14 protein-coding genes are annotated in these 18,828 nt (G+C 35.6%); 7 read left to right on the top strand and 7 right to left on the bottom strand.

Translation table 11 applies throughout. The annotated features are described in order from the left end of the window. Nucleotides 1-108 precede the first annotated feature (108 nt). From ABN256_RS07135 to ABN256_RS07110, 6 genes are all read left to right on the top strand, one after another. Nucleotides 109-1,119, top strand: a complete 1,011-nt coding sequence (locus ABN256_RS07135) for a substrate-binding domain-containing protein (protein WP_072069342.1) — start codon at nt 109-111, stop codon at nt 1,117-1,119. A 326-nt stretch (nt 1,120-1,445) separates the two neighbouring features. Next, a complete protein-coding gene (locus tag ABN256_RS07130; protein WP_115350634.1) occupies nt 1,446-3,080 on the top strand; it encodes a sodium/sugar symporter in 1,635 nt (544 codons plus the stop codon). A gap of 254 nt (nt 3,081-3,334) precedes the next feature. Beyond that, nucleotides 3,335-5,371 carry an IreA family TonB-dependent siderophore receptor gene (locus ABN256_RS07125; RefSeq protein ID WP_196554905.1) on the top strand — a complete coding sequence of 679 codons (2,037 nt, stop codon included), beginning with the start codon at nt 3,335-3,337 and terminating at the stop codon, nt 5,369-5,371. A gap of 114 nt (nt 5,372-5,485) precedes the next feature. Next, nucleotides 5,486-6,343, top strand: a complete 858-nt coding sequence (locus ABN256_RS07120) for an alpha/beta hydrolase (protein ID WP_231619271.1) — start codon at nt 5,486-5,488, stop codon at nt 6,341-6,343. Between the two features lie 399 nt (nt 6,344-6,742). Continuing rightward, the gene (locus tag ABN256_RS07115; protein ID WP_197268976.1) at nt 6,743-7,912 is read left to right on the top strand and encodes an MFS transporter; all 1,170 of its coding nucleotides are present in this window, start codon (nt 6,743-6,745) and stop codon (nt 7,910-7,912) included. Nucleotides 7,913-8,115: 203 nt separating this feature from the next. Next, nucleotides 8,116-8,703 (top strand): DUF1287 domain-containing protein, encoded by a 588-nt coding sequence (locus ABN256_RS07110; protein WP_231619272.1) that lies wholly within the window; start codon nt 8,116-8,118, stop codon nt 8,701-8,703. A gap of 479 nt (nt 8,704-9,182) precedes the next feature. Here the strand turns inward: ABN256_RS07110 and ABN256_RS07105 are convergent, their stop codons facing one another. Both ABN256_RS07105 and ABN256_RS07100 read right to left on the bottom strand, forming a co-directional pair. Further along, nucleotides 9,183-9,566: a YkgJ family cysteine cluster protein gene (locus ABN256_RS07105; RefSeq protein ID WP_196554902.1), complete on the bottom strand. Its 384-nt coding sequence runs from the start codon at nt 9,564-9,566 to the stop codon at nt 9,183-9,185. 408 nt (nt 9,567-9,974) lie between these two features. Beyond that, on the bottom strand, nt 9,975-10,319 hold the full coding sequence (locus ABN256_RS07100; RefSeq protein WP_072069197.1) for a DMT family protein: 345 nt from the start codon (nt 10,317-10,319) through the stop codon (nt 9,975-9,977). Nucleotides 10,320-10,772: 453 nt separating this feature from the next. On the opposite strand from ABN256_RS07100, the gene umoC reads away from it, so the two are divergent. Continuing rightward, nucleotides 10,773-11,177, top strand: a complete 405-nt coding sequence (gene umoC, locus ABN256_RS07095; RefSeq protein WP_196554901.1) for a lysozyme inhibitor LprI family protein — start codon at nt 10,773-10,775, stop codon at nt 11,175-11,177. 123 nt (nt 11,178-11,300) lie between these two features. Here the strand turns inward: umoC and ABN256_RS07090 are convergent, their stop codons facing one another. The 5 genes from ABN256_RS07090 to ABN256_RS07070 form a co-directional block, all read right to left on the bottom strand. Further along, nucleotides 11,301-12,005 (bottom strand): LutC/YkgG family protein, encoded by a 705-nt coding sequence (locus tag ABN256_RS07090; protein ID WP_196554900.1) that lies wholly within the window; start codon nt 12,003-12,005, stop codon nt 11,301-11,303. A gap of 1 nt (nt 12,006) precedes the next feature. After that, the gene (locus tag ABN256_RS07085) at nt 12,007-13,428 is read right to left on the bottom strand and encodes a LutB/LldF family L-lactate oxidation iron-sulfur protein (RefSeq protein ID WP_340893475.1); all 1,422 of its coding nucleotides are present in this window, start codon (nt 13,426-13,428) and stop codon (nt 12,007-12,009) included. A gap of 12 nt (nt 13,429-13,440) precedes the next feature. Continuing rightward, entirely contained in the window at nt 13,441-14,160 is a 720-nt protein-coding gene (locus ABN256_RS07080) for a (Fe-S)-binding protein (RefSeq protein ID WP_196554899.1), read from the bottom strand. Between the two features lie 120 nt (nt 14,161-14,280). Further along, nucleotides 14,281-15,807 (bottom strand): L-lactate permease, encoded by a 1,527-nt coding sequence (locus ABN256_RS07075; protein WP_196554898.1) that lies wholly within the window; start codon nt 15,805-15,807, stop codon nt 14,281-14,283. 1,767 nt (nt 15,808-17,574) lie between these two features. Beyond that, a complete protein-coding gene (locus tag ABN256_RS07070; RefSeq protein WP_197268979.1) occupies nt 17,575-18,735 on the bottom strand; it encodes an MFS transporter in 1,161 nt (386 codons plus the stop codon). Nucleotides 18,736-18,828 lie beyond the last annotated feature (93 nt).

The raw sequence follows: 18,828 nt of genomic DNA, 5'->3' as shown, positions 1-18,828 counted from the left end.
TTCGCTGATAATCAAGCCACTTAAATTTTATTATTTCCTTTTTCTTTATTCTTAGATTAACTACCTGTTATTTTTTGATGATGGATAAAGGCGATCCATGAGGTGGATATGGCGACTATCAAAGATGTAGCAAAAGAAGCGGGAGTTTCTGTTGCTACGGTGTCAAGAGTCATTAATAACTCGCCGAAAGCAAGTAAGACATCAATAGAAACAGTTAATGCAGCAATGCAAAAACTAGGTTATCGACCTAATGCAGCGGCTAGAGCACTGGTCAGCCAAAGTACACAAACTTTAGGTGTCTTAGTCCATGATGTTTCTGATCCCTTTTTTGGCACATTAGTGAAAGCTGTTGATAATGTGGCAAGACAAGCAGGAAAGCATATTTTGGTGTGTAATGGCTATCATGATGCACAAGACGAACGTCAATCTATAGAGTTGTTAATTAATAGTCGTTGTGATGGTTTAGTGATCCACTCAAAAGCACTCTCTGATGAAGAATTACTCGCTTATGCTCATGAAGTCAAAAGCATGGTACTGATCAACCGCTTTATTCCTGAGATTGCGGAACGCTGTGTCGCTTTAGATAATTACAAAGGGGCATGGATGGCAACAGAACATCTTATTCGTCAAGGGCACACCAAGATTGCTTATATCTCTTCCACGCATAATATCGAGGACACCACTCAACGCCTTGCGGGTTATAAAGCTGCTCTTGACGCCAATAACATCATATTACCCGAAAGTTATATTGAATATGGTGAGCCTGAAGGTGAAGGTGGTGAAAAGGCAATGATGCATTTGTTAACGAAATCAATCGATTTTACAGCCGTAGTGACTTACAACGATTTTATGGCTGCTGGTGCTTTGTCTGTTCTCGATGAAAATGAGATCCCTGTACCTGAAAAAATCTCTGTTATTGGTTTTGATGATGTATTAATTGCCCGTTATATTCATCCTCGTTTAACAACCGTGCGTTATCCAGTACAAATGATGGCCGAACAGGCGGCTATGCTGGCGATTAGACTGTCTAAAGGTGAAATCCTTGAACAAAAACAACGTATTTTTTCGCCTACTTTAGTGCAGCGTAATTCTGTCTTTAATCTTAGTCATCTCTCTTAACCACACCACTTATTTTTATAATATTATCGATCCTCTTAATGGGGATCATCATCACCTTAAAGGCCATTCTTACCTAACTTGTGTAATCGTTATCATTTTGATATTTTTTTAATTTTATTTTAGGGCAGTTTCTTCTTTGGTGAATTTTAAAAAGAGGATTTTTGGCGTGAATTTGACTTTACTCTTCAGGGTAATCGTTTGTTTTTTATTTTTAGATGCATTTACGTAACATAAGCGACAAAATTGTGAAGGGAGTAACGGAAAAAGAGTGTGAAAACGTTTACATTAAAAGTCTATTCTCTCTATGGGTCTGAAAGGAAAATATTATGCATACAGAAGGTGTTGGATTAAGCACAATAGACTATGCAATTTTTGCCCTCTATGTCGTCATTATTATTAGTCTAGGATTATGGGTTTCTCGTTCAAAGGATGGCGAGAAAAAAGGAACAAAGGACTATTTCTTAGCAGGTAAAACCCTACCTTGGTGGGCAATTGGCTCTTCGCTTATTGCCGCTAATATTTCAGCAGAACAATTTATTGGTATGTCAGGTTCTGGTTTCTCCATTGGTCTTGCTATCGCCTCTTATGAATGGATGGCTGCACTGACACTGATTATTGTGGCGAAGTATTTTTTACCTGTATTTATCGAAAAAGGTATTTATACCATTCCTGAATTTGTTGAGAACCGATTTAAAAGCCGTAACCTAAAAACGATCCTTGCGGTATTTTGGCTCGCATTATTTATCTTTGTTAACTTAACCTCTGTACTTTATTTAGGTTCATTGGCATTAGAAACCATCCTTGGTGTACCAATGATGTATGCCATTATTGGTTTAGCATTATTTGCTGTTATCTATTCACTCTATGGTGGACTCTCGGCTGTTGCGTGGACAGATGTGGTACAAGTATTCTTCCTTATCCTTGGTGGTTTATTTACTACCGTATTAGCAGTTAGCTATATCGGTGGAGATGGTGGGATCATGGAAGGTTTGAGCAAAATGACACAAGCCGCACCAGATCACTTTAAAATGATCTTAGAAAAAGATAATCCGCAGTTTATGAACTTACCGGGTATCGCTGTGCTAATTGGTGGTTTATGGGTTGCTAACCTTTATTATTGGGGTTTTAACCAATACATTATTCAGCGCGCTTTAGCTGCTAAATCTATCAATGAAGCACAAAAAGGGCTAGTGTTTGCCGCATTTTTAAAATTAATTGTTCCTGTTCTTGTGGTTGTACCAGGTATTGCAGCATTTGTGATCACGACAAACCCAGAATTAATGGCGGGATTAGGCACAATGGCACCAGAGCATATCCCAACATTATCACAAGCAGATAAAGCCTATCCTTGGTTAACTCAATTCTTACCAGTTGGAGCCAAAGGGATTGTTTTTGCTGCACTTGCTGCTGCTATTGTTTCGTCTTTAGCATCCATGCTTAACTCTATCGCGACTATTTTCACGATGGATATTTATAAAGAATATGTTGGGCCTAAAGCTTCTGAAACGCGTTTAGTGAATGTGGGGCGTATAAGTGCGGTTGTTGCTTTGATTATCGCTTGTTTTATCGCACCATTATTAGGTGGAATCGATCAGGCATTCCAATATATTCAAGAATATACTGGCTTAGTAAGCCCAGGAATTTTAGCGGTATTCTTATTAGGCTTATTCTGGAAAAAAACAAACGCAAAAGGCGCAATTATTGGTGTGGTCTTATCTATACCATTTGCTTTATTCCTAAAATTAATGCCTCTAGGTATGCCATTCCTTGATCAAATGATGTACACCTTTATGTTTACAACGGTTGTGATTGGTTTAGTGAGTTTAACCTCGACTAAAACTGATGACAGCGCAGGGGCGATTGTATTAACAGATAAAACCTTTAAAACACAAAGTGGATTCAATATTGCTTCCTACGCCATTATGATCATCTTGTGTGTGCTTTATGCCGTGTTCTGGTAATAACATTGTAATTTGTTAATTTTCTAAATCTAAAAATACTCTACAAAACAATACAAAGCAGATGGTTATGCCATCTGCTTTTTTTACGTCTGAAATTGTTTACAAAATGGGTTAGAGAAAATGGTATTGATTTACTTTGATACAGATTAAAAAAAAACACTAAATATGAAAAGAAAATCATTCTCATGAATATTTGATTAAGATAATATTAATCATTCTCATTACTATAACTGTTATTAATTCAGGGAATTGCTATGAACTTTAAAATGGGTGTTTTAACAGCCTGTATTTTATCTGCCTCTTACCCGCTGTATGCACAAGAAAATAAAGAAGAAAAACTTGTTGTGTCAGCATCAGGGTTTGCTCAACAAATTACAGATGCACCAGCAAGCATCACCGTGATCAGCAAAGAACAACTTGCAAAGAAACCGGTTCATGATTTAGCCGATGCCGTAAAAGGTGTTGAAGGTGTTAGCATTAACGGTAATGCCAACAAACAAGAAATCACGATGCGTGGTTTACCGGGGGAATACACGCTTATTTTAGTTGATGGTCGTCGTCAAAATAGCCGTGAGTCGCGCCCGAATGGGAGTGGTGGTTATGAAGGGGGCTTTATTCCACCAGCAGATGCGATCGAGCGCATAGAAGTTATCCGCGGACCAATGTCATCACTATATGGCTCTGATGCAATGGGCGGCGTTATCAATATCATCACTAAACCAGTAACAAAAGAGTGGCATGGCTCTGTTGCACTTGGCGGCACGTTGCAACATAACCGTGATGCTGGTGATTCTATTAATGGTGATTTTTATCTTTCAGGGCCTTTAATTGAAGATAAATTAGGCTTACAACTTTACGGCAGTAGCTACTTACGTGCAGAAGACAAAATCACTTATGGCCAAGGTCGTAATGACAATAAAAACATTACGGCGAAATTGGCATTCACACCAACTGATAATCAAACTATTTTATTAGAAGCGGGGCGCAATACGTTACAACGTACAACGACTCCAGGTAAATCGATGAGTGAGTTTACTATCCGCGGTGGCAAAGCGGATGAAAATAAAATGTTAGAAACCAATAATGACCGTAATCACTGGGCATTAACTTATAAAAATCAGTTTGATATTCTGCATTCAGAATTAAGTGTGTATCAAGAACAAACTAAGCGTATTACCAAAACAGAAATGATTGATAAAACGACGAAGGAGCGTGAAAAATATTACGAAGATCGTCGTCCTGAAATCACTAATACCGTTTTTGATGCGAAATTTACTGCGTTTTTACCTGATAACGTGATGACCTTTGGTGGTCAATATCAATACTCACGCTTAAAAGATGAATCATCTACTGGCTCTGGCATTAAGCAATCCACTATTACTGCGGATCAAAAAGCGTTATTCCTTGAAGATGAATATAGCGTAACAGACAATCTCGCATTAACCGGCGGTGTGCGTCTTGATGATCACGAATATTACGGTAATCACTGGAGCCCAAGAGCGTATGCCGTTTATCACTTAACCGATGAATTCACTTTAAAAGGCGGTGTTGCTAAAGCCTTTAAAGCACCAAGCTTACGTGAGATTAGTCCTGAATACGGCACTTCAACTGAAAAAGGCCGTGCGATTATGTACGGTAATCGTGACCTAAAGCCTGAAACGTCGGTTAGCCAAGAAATTGGTGTAGGTTATGATAATGGGGATGGTTTTACCGCAAGTTTGACTTTCTTTAATACTGATTTTAAAGATAAGTTAACAAACTACGACACGGGTGAAATAGATCCAATTACAGGTTTAAAACTGTATCAATACGATAATGTCGGTAAAGCAAATATTAAAGGGATTGAAACCGCAGTAGGATTCCCTATTGCAGAAAGTTGGCATGTGAATGCAAACTACACCTATATTGATTCAGAACGTAAAAGTGATGATGAAAAACTAGGCTCTGGTGAATCACTAAAAGGCTACCCATTAGATTTAACACCTAAACACAGTGCTAATGCGCGTGTTGACTGGCAGTTTGATGAAGCTACCAGTTTTTATGCCAATACGGCTTATACAGGTAAACAAATTTGGGCCGCTCAACGTAATGGTTACACAGGCGCGCGTTATCGTAGTGGCTACACAACCTTTGATTTAGGGATGACCTACAACTTTAATAAAAATACCATGTTTAACTTAGCGGTATTAAATATTACAGATGAAACAGGTCCTGCTGTGAATGATAAAGGTGGTAACTGGGTGGTTGATGAAGGACGTCGCTATTGGGCAAACATTAAATATAGCTTCTAATTGAGCCTAAATTGAAATAGACCCCGTATTTATATGGGGTTTATTTTTTATCACTTTTTATTATTTTCAGTTTAACTGTTCACCTTTTTATATTACTGACAGAGTATCTGATTTATGCGAATACTAATGTTATGTGGAATGATTATGTTATCTGCGGTTGCTCAAGCAAGACCTAACCAAGAAGTGCCTAAAATTGAAGCTCAAGCACAATCTTATTATCAAATCACACAAAAAGAAGTCGCTTATGAAGGCAAACAATATCGCCTCTTTCTTGCTGTACCTAAAAATACAACAAAGACCACATTAATTTATGGTGTTGATGGTAATGCGCAATTCCCACTGATGGTCAATGAAGCCATAAAACAAAAAAATAGCCCATTACCTGCGATTATTAGTGTGGGCTATGTGGGAGATAAAGCCTATTTTATTACAGAAAGAACGCATGATTATACGCCAAGTGTAAAAGGTGAGGCATTTAGTCGTGGGGGAAATGCAGAAAATTTTTATCATTTTATCCTAACGCAAGTCAGGCCTTATGCGTTTGAACAACTCACAAAAGAGAATATTTCAGTTACCCAACAATCTCTTTTTGGCCACTCTTTTGGTGGTGTCTTTTCATTGTATGTTTTATTTAATCATCCAGAAACATTTCAACGCTATATAGTAGCAAGCCCTTCTTTATGGTGGGGAAACGGTGAGTGGGTAAAAAAAGAACAATGGCAGGCTATTCCTAATGATATTTCTATTGCAATAACACTAGGTGAAAAAGAAGAAAATCCAGATTTAAGTAAATTAAGTGAAGAGCAACAAAAAAATTATCAAGAGCGCAGTAGTTGGTTAACGCAACGCCAGTTATGCCAATATTTATTGGATGAAGGAAAACAGTGTGAATTTTATCTATTTGAAGGTAAAGGCCATGGTGGTTCAATTCCTGATGCCATAAATATTGCTTTAGAAAAAAGCATGAAATAAACACCATACCTTCTTTAATTTTAGCTATTCTATTCGTTAACAATAGGATTGCTAAAAGTATTCCTTATTCTTTATTTTATTGAATACGTACTTATCCGTAGCAAACTTAATAAAAAAGATTTATCTCTTTATAAAAAGAAATATCTTAATCAAGCTATTTCTTTTTTACAGGAAAAGACGATAATCGTGATTGATATAAATAAAATTGTTTTCTGGCATTAGATTTTATAATTTTATTTATGGCAATTTAAGCGCTATATTCGCGTCTCCTGAATTTAGGGACGCCATCCACTGTTTTCACCTTAGTTTCTTTTATCTTTCCTAGATAAAAGAATTGCCTCTATCAGGCATCGAGAAAACAGCACATTATTAACCGTTTTGATTGTGGAGACGAGGGTAGTGAAACAGAACACTACTTTGGTACGCCAAGGCGACAGTACATTAGTACCTGTAGCTGGGTTAACGGTATTTGCTATCGCGTCAGGCTATTTAATGAGTTTAATTCCACTGTCTATGGACAGTTTTGGAATGGATACACTCTATGCTAGCTGGTTAGCAAGTATTTATTTTATCGGATTATTAATAGGTTCAGTGATGATAGAACCTATTATTGCAAGAATAGGGCATCGTCTTTCTTTCGTTGTATTTTTATTATTACTGGCAGTGACTGTCGGTGTGTTGCCTTTAATGCCTTATTTATCAGCATGGATGGTTTTCCGTTTTATTGGTGGTATGGCAGTTGCAGGTATATTTGTTGTGGTCGAGTCATGGCTATTAATTGGCGATAATCCTAAAGAGCGAGCTAAACGTTTAGGCTTTTATATGACCTCGCTTTATGGCGGCACAACATTAGGACAATTGGCGATTGGTGCAATTGGCACACAAGGTGCCATTCCGTTTATGACGGTATTAGCTTTGTTATTAATTGCTGTATTACCGCCTCTGTTTTTTAAACAAGGGCAACCCCAAGGGCATGTACATAAAAGTTTATCACTTAAACAAATGCGTCGTTTAAATAAAGCCGCTTTAGTGGGCTGTATGGTCTCTGGTGTGGTGATGGGCAGCATTTATGGCATGATGCCATTAGCATTAAACCAAGGGCAATTTACAACAGACCAAATAGGTGTGTTGATGGCAGCAATTATTTTAGGTGGAATGGTAGTTCAGCCTATTATTAGTAAGTTGTCTGTGGTGATAAGCAAAACGTTATTATTAGCGATGATGTGTTTAGTCGGCGTATTTGCCATGGGACTGACTTATCTTTCTAACGATTATATGGTGCTTATAATAGCACTGGCGTTATTGGGAATGTCTTCTTTTGCGCTTTATCCTATCGCTATTACTTTGGCGTGTGATCATGTTAATGCAAGCTATATTGTCGCAATTACACAAGTAATGTTATTAAGTTATAGCATTGGTTCTGCCATTGGACCTTTAGGTGCAGGAATGTTTATGGCACAAGCTGCTAATAATGGCATTATGAACTTCTTCTTTGTAGTGTTATTAGTAACGGCGATTTATATGCTTTTTGCCAGCTTACGACGCAAAAGCCATATTGTGTTGAACTAACAATTTCTCTTACTTTGATCTCTTTCTCTTTCATTTTATTATCAGCCGAGTTTACTGTAAGAAGTAGCTCGGTTTTTTTATGTCATATTTAAAAATGAATTAAGATCCCTCTTATATTTTTATACTGTGCTTTATCAGTATAAACAGAACACTCAATCCCTTCTTTAAAGATAATGGATTTAACTTTTCATGGAGATTATATAATGAAAATAACGGTACCCAGCTTTTTTCTTTTATTGATTATTCCTTTTTCAAGTGCCAAAGCAATAACGGCAGAGCAAAATAAAAAGCTGGTGGAATATGCCACTGATTTACCAAGAGCCGTAATTTATGACTCTGATTATCGTAAAATAGATTATCCAAATGGTGATGTTCCTGCTTATAAAGGGGTTTGTAGCGACGTTATTATTCGTAGTTATCGTGGAATTGATATCGATCTACAAAAATTACTGCATGAAGACATTAAGGCAAATTTTTCAGCTTACCCGAGCAAACGGATGTGGGGCTTGAATAAGCCAGATACAAATATAGATCATCGTAGAGTGCCTAATTTGGAAGTTTTTTTCTCACGAAAAGGCAAAGTAAAACCCATTACTAAAAATGCAGAGGATTATGTACCTGGTGATATTGTGAGTTGGCGTTTAGACAATGGTCGGCCTCATATTGGTATTGTGGTAAATAAAAAAAGTTGGGACAATCAACGTTATCTTGTCATGCATAATATTGGTTTTGGACAAGTTGCCGAAGATGTTTTATTTTCATGGAAAATAACGGGGCATTTTGCTTATTAGGTAAAGACAGGTATTAGGGAAAATAGAAAGCTGTAGTTTTTTAGAAAAAATAAAATAGAAGTAATAACTGCAAAATAAATCTAAAAACCAAACGATAAGTAAAATAATGCCCATACTGATTTTATGTAAAGTATGGGCATTATTTCTGGGAAAGAATATTTTCATCAGAAATATTCATAATTATTCCTCTAAGCCACCGAGTAACATACTAACGACAGCAGTAGAACAGATAAAAGAAAGGAAAAGGATAAAAAAAGAGCTACTGATCATAATGCCCTCCAAATTTATTACTATTTTTAAATAAAAAACCTCACAAAATACACGTTATTAATTCATTACTTTATATACTAGGGTATTTAAAAATAAAGTCAAACTAACTTATTATTTAATAATGATTTTTTGTGCTCTAATTTTATTTTTTATAAAAAACGTATCGGATAGTGTTAAATGATCAGGAGGGGCTTAACCCCTCTGATGTCTTACGCAGAGTGAGGCAACGTGGTGTGTGTTAATGGTGGTAGACCATAAGCGGCTCTAGCACGATCACATGCTTCATTAGGAATACCATTTACCCAAGATTGCTGGAACTCACGACAAGGAGAAGGGCGTTGTTCGTAAATAGAACAACTTACACACTCACCCACGTCACCAATAAGTTTGTCACAGCGCGGTTTTTTAGAATTTGTTCCTTTCATGCAGGAGAGAAAAGGCGTTAATGGTTCTGTTAACTCATCAGGAACAACTCCTCCTCCACTCACCATTTCAGCCCAATAGAACGAAACTCTAAAATAGGCACAACAAGCGCCACAATGCATACAGGGATTATCCTGCATATAAATAAAATCGTTAGAATGTTTGCTCATACCAGATACCATTTTATCTGACGTTAAAATGACAAAAAGCACGTTTTAAAGGTGCCGTCGTTTAAGAGAAGCAAAAATAAAGGTAGAGAAACGATGCTTCTCTTAGAGCAATCATTATGCGCCGAATGAAAAATATTTTTCAAGAGAAATATTTCTATATCTAGAATATTTTTATTACAAAACAGACTATTATTTTGGAAAAACCACATGAGTAGACTATATAACTTAATGATAAGTGATTATGTTATTTAACCCTCCGTAAATACCACACTATAAATAGTATTAAAAGCAATCAAAAATTGAGATTTTGAATAAAAAAAACCTTATCAATCTTGATAAGGCGATAATAAAACAAGTGTCGATAACATGTTGAAAAAATGAGCTAATAATATCTATTAATCGATTTTTCTAAAAAGGGCCTTTAAAAATAAATAAAGCGCCAGCCCCAATTAAAAGAAAACCAATAAAGTGATTTAATGTGAAATTTTCACCCAAATAAGTGACAGAAAAAATGGCGAAAATAGTTAAAGTGATCACTTCTTGTATGGTTTTTAATTCTGCTGCACTGTAGTAATTATGACCAATGCGATTTGCGGGAACAGCAAAACAATACTCAACAAATGCAATCAACCAGCTTAAAAGAATGACGATGATAAGAGGTTTATTACCATATTTTAGATGACCATACCAAGCAAATGTCATAAAAACATTGGAAATAATGAGAAGAATAATGGGAGTAAATTTGTAGAACATATTGGTGACACCACCGGTCAATTTTAGGCAAAAAATTGCCAATAAGAATTGGTATGAGATTACTGCAAAAAAAGTGAGTTTTCTATTGCTATGCTAAGAAAAAAACAGTGAAAATTGAAATAAAAAGACTTTTCTCGTCATAAGAAAATTTGTAATTTTATCAATTAAAGACAGAATTAAAGTAATAAATGACTATTTTTAAAATTATTGGTTGAGTTTCAATCTATTTATATTGTGTTAAATAATGTTTATTTGATAAATAATAAATAAAACACGTTTAAGTCAAAAGAAATTAATAATGTTTTCTTATTATTAATCAATTGAAATTTAAATTTATCGAGTAGATACGATATATCCTAAAATGATGCTGTTCGCACTAATAGATGTGATATTAATTATTTTATACATTATGTTGAACATAAATCTTATTATAAATTTCTATAAGGAATCCGCGTGAAGATAAGTTTATTTCTGATCTCTTGTAGTTTACTTACAGTTAGCTTTTTTTCTTCGGCACAAGACAAATACGATCCTTTAGCAAAATGTTATGGCGTGACTGCAAACGAGCCGAGAACAGCAGTACAAGCTTGTTTATTGGATGAATTAAAACTGACTGAGCAACAAATGAAAGTCATTTATGACAAAAGTAAGAGTGATCTTGAAGATACTGATTCTGTTGCAGCGAAAAGTGCCATTGATGCATTAGTCAGTTCTCAACAGCATTTTATTCAATTTAGAAGCGCTGAATGTCAACGACAATCCGCATTATTAATGGGTGGATCAGGGACTGGTGATGTTTTACTTGCATGTGAAATTAAATTAAATCAATGGAGAGTAAAAGTTTTATTGAATAATTAATTGGCAAATAAGAGAGAAAAACCCAAAAGCCATTAACTTATCTTTTGGGTTTAATTTAGGTGTCGATGATCGACTCTGACTGTTAGCTATTTTGTTATCGTTTTAACGTTATTTTATCTTGAATTAGCAATCTTCAATAATCAAATAAGCTGCATGAACAGGGCCATGAACTCCCCATACTTTAATCAATTCGATGTCTGCTGTAGAACTTGCACCACCAATTAAATTGATACAAGACGGCATTCTTACGCCTTCTTGTGCCATTTTATGTAAACGCTCAGCAATTTGAGCCACACGAGGCAAAATATCGCTTTTACGTAGGATCACAATTGAGGTTTCAGGTAATAAACTAACAGAACGTCCTTTTTCTGGTGAAGAAAATAAGACAATCCCTCCAGATTCAGTTAGGCCCGCTTCAGCAAATACAATTCCAATTTGAGAACGTTCAGCATGAATAATATTTTCATGACCAATTTCTGGGTTCCAAATATAGGTTTCGTATTTTTCACTGATAGCTTTTGTCACACCTAGTGCATCTAGGCGATCATCACCACTTATTACCACCGAGCCTTTACAATCATAACTTTCACAGAGCTCAATTAAGCTATTGATGAGCTCTTCTGGTTTACTAACAACACATTTCACCATTTGAGTTTGTGCAAAATCAGTAAATTCTTTGCACAATTCATCTTGAGTCAGATTAGCTAAACGTGTTTTAGGTAAATTATTAACCGGTGTTGGCTGTGGTTGTGGTTTATGCGCAATAGGGCGCCCTAATTTTTCAGCAATAGTTTGCAGAAATTCATTACGGTTTTGTTCGTTTAACATATTATTTTTTTCCTTCTGCTTTATGGCGTTTAAACCAGCTACGGAAGCTATAACCATCTGGTTTTGGTAGATCACGCGATTCCATCCAATCATTTAGAACACTGATTTTGATTGGTGTAGAACCATTTTTGATCATTAACCCCGCCATTTTTGCACCTACATTCATTCCCACTTTCCAAAGCGTAGGATGTGAATTTAGGTAGTTAAACATACCTGTGACTCGACGTTCTGCTTTCGGTGTTAAACCGGTTTCAGCCATCACTCGACGATGTTTTAATATCAACTGAGCTAAAGGAATTTTGACAGGGCAAACCACATTACATGCATTACATAATGAACAAGCGTAAGGGAGATCATGGAAATCTTTATAGCCCCCTAACAGTGGTGAAATTACCGCACCAATTGGACCTGGATAAATTGAACCATAAGCATGTCCACCAATATTACGGTAAGCAGGACACGTATTAAGACAAGCACCACAACGGATACAGCGTAAAATATCTTTAAATTGTGAGCCTAAAATTTCAGAACGGCCATTATCCACAATCACTAAATGGAACTCTTCAGGGCCATCAACATTACCGGCTTCACGAGGGCCAGTTACCCAAGTGTTATAACTGGTTAAACGAGAGCCAACCGCGCTACGACATAACATAGTGATTAATGGATCAACTTCTTCAAATGTCGGTGCCACACGCTCCATCCCCATGACTGCAATATGGGTTTTAGGTAACGTGGTCGTCATTCTGGCATTACCTTCGTTGGTGACTAAACAGACGGTGCCTGTTTCAGCTACTGCAAAGTTACAACCAGTAACACCAATATCAGCAGACAAGAAATCTTGTCTTATACGTTGTCTAATGAAAAGCGTCATGTCTTCAGGCGTTTCGCTGCCTTCATAATTGAGTTTTTCATTTAGGACTTTACGAATTTGATAACGATCTTTGTGGATTGCTGGAACGACGATATGAGAAGGTGGATCGTTATCTAATTGAAGAATATATTCGCCAAGGTCAGTTTCGATGATCTCAATGCCTTCATTTTGTAAGGCTTTATTCATCCCAATTTCTTCGGTGACCATTGATTTAGATTTTACGATCTTCTTCGCGTTTTTCTTTTTTGCAACGTCGCAAATATAACGGGAGGCGTCTTCTGCTGTTTTAGCAAAATAAACATGACCTCCATTTTCTGTTACTTTTTCAGATAATTGATAGAGATAAGCATCTAAATTTTCAAGAACATGGTTACGAATTTGTTCAGCGCGATCTCGCCATTCCTCCCAATTTCCCAGCTCTTTGACCATGATTTGACGGTTAGCTCCAATGCGTTCTTGTGCCATAACGACCGCATTACGCATGATAGTGTCTTTCATTTCATGTTCTAGGCGAGGTCTGAAATCGATATCACTGGTTTTGATAGACATAAGTAGGCTCCCTTATTGGCTCATTAAAACTTGTGCAATGTGCAACACTTTTACAGGGCGCTTTTCTCGACTCAGACGGCCTTGTATGTTAATTAAGCAACTTGTATCTGCACCAATGACATAATCAGGACTTACATCCATAATATGTTTTACTTTTTCGGTTACCATTTCTCCTGAAATTTCAGACATTTTCACAGAGAATGTTCCACCAAAACCACAACAGGTTTCTGAGTTCGCAAAAGGTAACATTTCAAGACCTTCAACGTGGTTTAATAGTGTCAAAGGCTCACTAACAACACCCAGTTTTCGGGTTAAACTGCATGATGGGTGATAAACTGCTTTACCAGGAAGGCGGGCACCAACATTGACAACACCCAAGGTATTAACAATAAAACTGGTTAAATCTATAAGGCGATCTGCGACACCTTGTGCACGTAATGCCCATTGTGGCTCATCAGCAAGATAAGTTGGGTAGCCTTTTATGGCATAAGTACAGGAGCCTGCAGGGGAAATAATCGGGTAGTCATTTACTTCTAATGTTTCAATTAACGATTTCATGGCAGGTTTTGCATTATTAACATAACCGCTATTAAGTGCGGGTTGACCACAGCAACCTTGGCGCTCTTGAAATAGTACTTCGCAACCCAATTTCTCAAGTAACAAGACGGTGTCTCTGGCTGAATCTGCTTTCAGCACATCACCAAGACAGGTCGCATAAAAATTAACTTTCATTAATCGAACTCCAAAACATCGCTCAGATGTTGTCATTTTTACTAAAGATAAAATTCTTTTTATTGATTCTTTATAAGTTAAAAGGAAGTGAAATAAGCTCATTCCCTTTTTCTTAATTACTTAATTCATTAAGTGATAAATAATGCCAATTTTTGCGCCAAGAATAATTATATAAGCAATACAATATTTTAAGGTTTCACGCATAATGGCACTACTTTGCCCATCCATTTTGGTGGCTGAAACAGCGATAGCGATACTTTGAGGTGAGATCATCTTACCGCCTGTCGCACCAGAGGTATTCGCTGCTGCCAAAATAAAAGGGTCAATATTAAGTTTAGCGGCGGCACTGGTTTGTAACTTACCAAATAGTACGTTTGAGTTAGTGTCACTGCCGGTTACAAATGTTCCTAAAGCACCGATCACTGGGGCAATAAAGATAAATCCTGCACCTGTAAAATCGACCAAGGTTTCAGCAATACTGCCAATCATGCCACTGAAATCCATGACGGTTGCCATTGCCACAATTGCTGTGATGGCAATAATCGAGTTTTTCAGTTGGATAGTTGTTTTAACAAGTACAGAGATAAGGGTTGAAACGTTTGCACCTTGAATGGTGCCTCCCACAAAGCTAGCTAAAATAATCAACACACCCGGTGTGCTTAACCAAGCAATTGTTTGATATTCAGTTTGCGTTTCACTTAATACAAATGGGATTTTTGTTGAAATCGATCCCGCCATGCTTTGGATAGCAGGAAATAAAGGTGAACAGGCCAAAATAAAGATAAAGGTAAACAGATAGATAGAGCTTGCAACTAAGAGTTCTTTACCCGAGTGTTTTTTAGCGGCTTTTTTCGTATCACTCGTATTTTTCATACGTTTAGCAAGGAAAATAACCACAACCAAACTGACTAAACTTCCCGCAAATGCAGGTAATTCAGCACCTAAATTAGCTGCAACAATGTATTGAGGGATAAGGGTACTTATACCACACATTAAAGTAATAAATCCGACACCTTTAATTGCTTTAATGCCACCACCTGCAATGGCAACAATGACGAAAGGTAACAGAATATTGAATAGCCCCAACTGGATAATGATGGTTTTACTCAACACTAATACATCAAGTCCAGTGTTTTGCGCCAAAATAGAGACTGGGATACCAACAGCACCAAAAGCAGTAGGAACGGTATTGGCAACTAAAGAGGCAACAGCTGCTTTAAAAGGATCAAATCCAAGTGCAATTAAAATACCGATAGGAATAGCAACCGCAGTGCCATACCCTGCAACCGCTTCAAGAAATCCCCCAAAGCACCATGAGATAAGCAAAACTTGCACTCGTTTGTCATCACTTATTCCTGCAAGAACATCTTTAAGTACTTCCATTCCCCCAGTTTTTAACATCAGGTTATAACTATAGATAGCGGCAAGGATCACGATAATGATTGGCCACAATCCTTTTATTGCGCCATAAAGCACAGAAACAGAGGCAAATTGAATGGTGTTGTTCCAATGGAAAATAGCAAGTGCAACAGTTATCACTAAAGACACTAGCACTGCATGGTGAACGGCTGATTTCATTTTTAAGATCATAAAAATCAAAACCGCTAAAGGTACTATACCTAATAAGAATGAGAGATAGTCTGACATGATTATTTTTATCCTTAAGTTTGCAATTTTTATCGTTTATAACTGCGTTGGCAAACCTATAAGTTGGTCATTATATAATTGTGTAGGGTACTAGGTTTTATTAATGCTCTACTTTGCTGAAACGATAAATCATAAATAAAAAAAGATAGTTACTAACCTAAACAATGAAAGATATCATTACTTAGGAAATTGTCAGGTTAGATTAGTTGGCTATTGTAGGGAATATTTATTGAGATGTAATAGATTAAAATCAATTGTGTGACAAATATAAAAAAATTCCTTTTTTCTCATTATTTGCTTGTTAATTGTCGAGTTTTTTGATGTTCATCAATGTAATTGAGTTGCTAATGTTGTTATCAAATTGGTTCTTGATGAAAAAAAGAACGATATCGATGGTTCCAGTCATGTAACAGAACAGTAAAAGTAGACAGCAAATGTCATTTTTCATGATAAAAACAACTATAATAATTACATTAAATGTTTAAATAAATTAATGTATTTTGGTTGTATTTAATTTATTAGAAAATAGAATAAAAATTATTTTTTATTTATGTTTTATTTTTTAATTTTCTTTTTTTAATTACTTTTAAATATATAAAGATTATTAATTATAAATTAATAATTACTTTTTTATTTTTATTTTTGTTTTTTTTGTTAGTGCTGTTAAATTGAAATTAAATAATTATGTTTTTTTGTTTTAATTCTATTTTTATTTCTGTTTTTATTGTTTGTTTTATTTTTAATTTTTAGTGTTATTTTATTTGTGTTTTTTTGTTTTATATTTATTTATTTTTCACTCGAAAATTATTTATATTATTTTTTTTGATTTTAATTGTCTTTTATTTTATTTTTTATTTTTAATTATACTTATTTTATATTTTTATATTAACTGTTCAAATAAAATTTAATGTAAATCCATCATCAATGATTAACTTCTTTTTGATGCTTAAGTAGCATGGTTGTTCAGTTTTATGTTTTTTCTATTTGTAATACAAATCATGAGGATAACGAATTTTTGACGAGAAGAAGTAATTAATAAATGAGAATAGTTCTTTTTAAATTCACTTACATAACGCTATGCATAGAGTGATCTTGATCATATAGGAAAAAAGGTATAATTATATTTTTTCTTTTTCTCATTACAAAAAATAGACAATATATTTATTTTTAATAATAGAAAATGTCTTATTAAACCAGTTTGTTTGCCATTTTAGAGTGTTTTAATGAATTTTTAAAGAAAAGGGAAAAAGTGAAATATTTTTGAAGTCGTTAGGCTCATTTTTAGAAGAGATATAAATTTCGCCTTAGTAATTGTCATACAAATAATTAAGATGAAAAAAGATGGCCGAAAATGAGTGTATAGATAATCATTGTAACGTTAGCTACGTAATAACCTCTAATGAGGTATTTTCTTTTGATGGAAAGCAACTGTTGCTTCTTTTTTTCTTTTTCGTTATCAGGATTTGTTTCGCAACTAATGGCATTATTATGGATAAATAATTGTGGGAATATTAATGATGAAAAGATTATTTTAATCATTAAATAACCTAGTTTTGATAACGGAATTCATCGTTTATGTTAGCAATGTTTTAGGATTTAACATTTGATGTTGTATTTATTTTCTAAAATAAGGTGAGGTTTGTGAACGGTTTATCTAACTTTAAATAAAATGTATGTATTTCATTGTTAATGTTACGGTGAGAAAAAAAAGAGATCAAATTGTGAACTTGATCCCTTTTTTCTAGCCTTGATTGAGGTGTTAACAACCTATGCAATACTCTTTTCCGGTTCTCTTTTGATCTTAAATTGTGAGAAAACCAGTAATAAACCAATAATCCCCACTAAAGCCGCACTTAAAGGTACGATGTTATAGCCATATTTTAGTGCAATCCCCCCAATGACTGCGCCAATAGCATTACCTAAATTAAATGCTCCGATATTAACAGAAGACACCAGACTTGGTGCATCATGAGCTATCTGCATTGTTTTTATCTGTAATGGTGGTACAAGTGCAAAACTTGCTAAACTCCAAATAAAGAGGGTGATCACAGTGAGATACAAATTATTTGAAACTAATGGTAGTACAAGCATAGATAAAATTAGCAAAGTAAAAAATATCACCAATGTTCTTTCGATACCATTTGCTGATAATTTACCACCCAAGTAATTACCTACAGTAAATCCTAATCCAATAACCACCAGTATTATGGCAACATCTCCTTCACTGATATGGACGATGTTAATGAGGAATGGTGCGATATAAGTATAAAGCGCAAACAGTGCCGAGGCGCCAAATACGGTTGTGAGTAATGCCAGCATAACAGGTAAACGAGTTAGTACTTTTAATTCGTATTTGATATTGGGCTTGTTTCCTTTTGGAATAACGGGAAGAAATAGCATTAAGCCAATTAAAGTAACAAAGCCTAATCCAGAGATCAGTATAAAGGCTAAACGCCAACCATATTGTTGACCCATCCAAGTGATGAGTGGCACTCCCACTAAATTTGCAATAGTTAATCCCATAAACATGGCTGCAACTGCAGAAGCTTGTTTATGTTTTTCAACAAGACTTGCGGCAACGACGGAACCAATACCAAAAAAAGCGCCATGATTAAGGCTTGTTATTAAACGAGCCATCATAAGGCTCCAATAACCATTTGCTTGAGAAGCGAATAAATTGCCAGCAATAAATAGTAATAAAAGAAAAACTAAAGCATGACGTTTTGTTAATCGACCTAAACCTAATGTCATGATGGGGGCGCCAACCATAACACCAACCGCATAGCCTGTGATTAATCCACCTGCTGTTGTTATTGAGATATCTAATCCTGAGGCTATGTTAGGTAACAGGCCCATAGGTGTAAATTCTGTTGCACCGATAGCAAAAGCACCGGTGGCGAGTGCTAATAAAGGGAGAAAGGCTTTCATCATTATTCCTAGCAAAATGGGTAAGGGCTTAAAAATTAATATGGCGGTAGTTTAGTTAGATAACTCAAAGCAATAAATAAGGTAAAAAACAAT

The organism is Proteus sp. fly-1008 (assembly GCF_040140305.1).
Classification (GTDB): Bacteria; Pseudomonadota; Gammaproteobacteria; order Enterobacterales; family Enterobacteriaceae; genus Proteus; species Proteus vulgaris_B.
The sequence above is the reverse complement of the archived record's forward strand: the minus strand, read 5'-3'. Positions and strand labels throughout refer to the sequence as shown.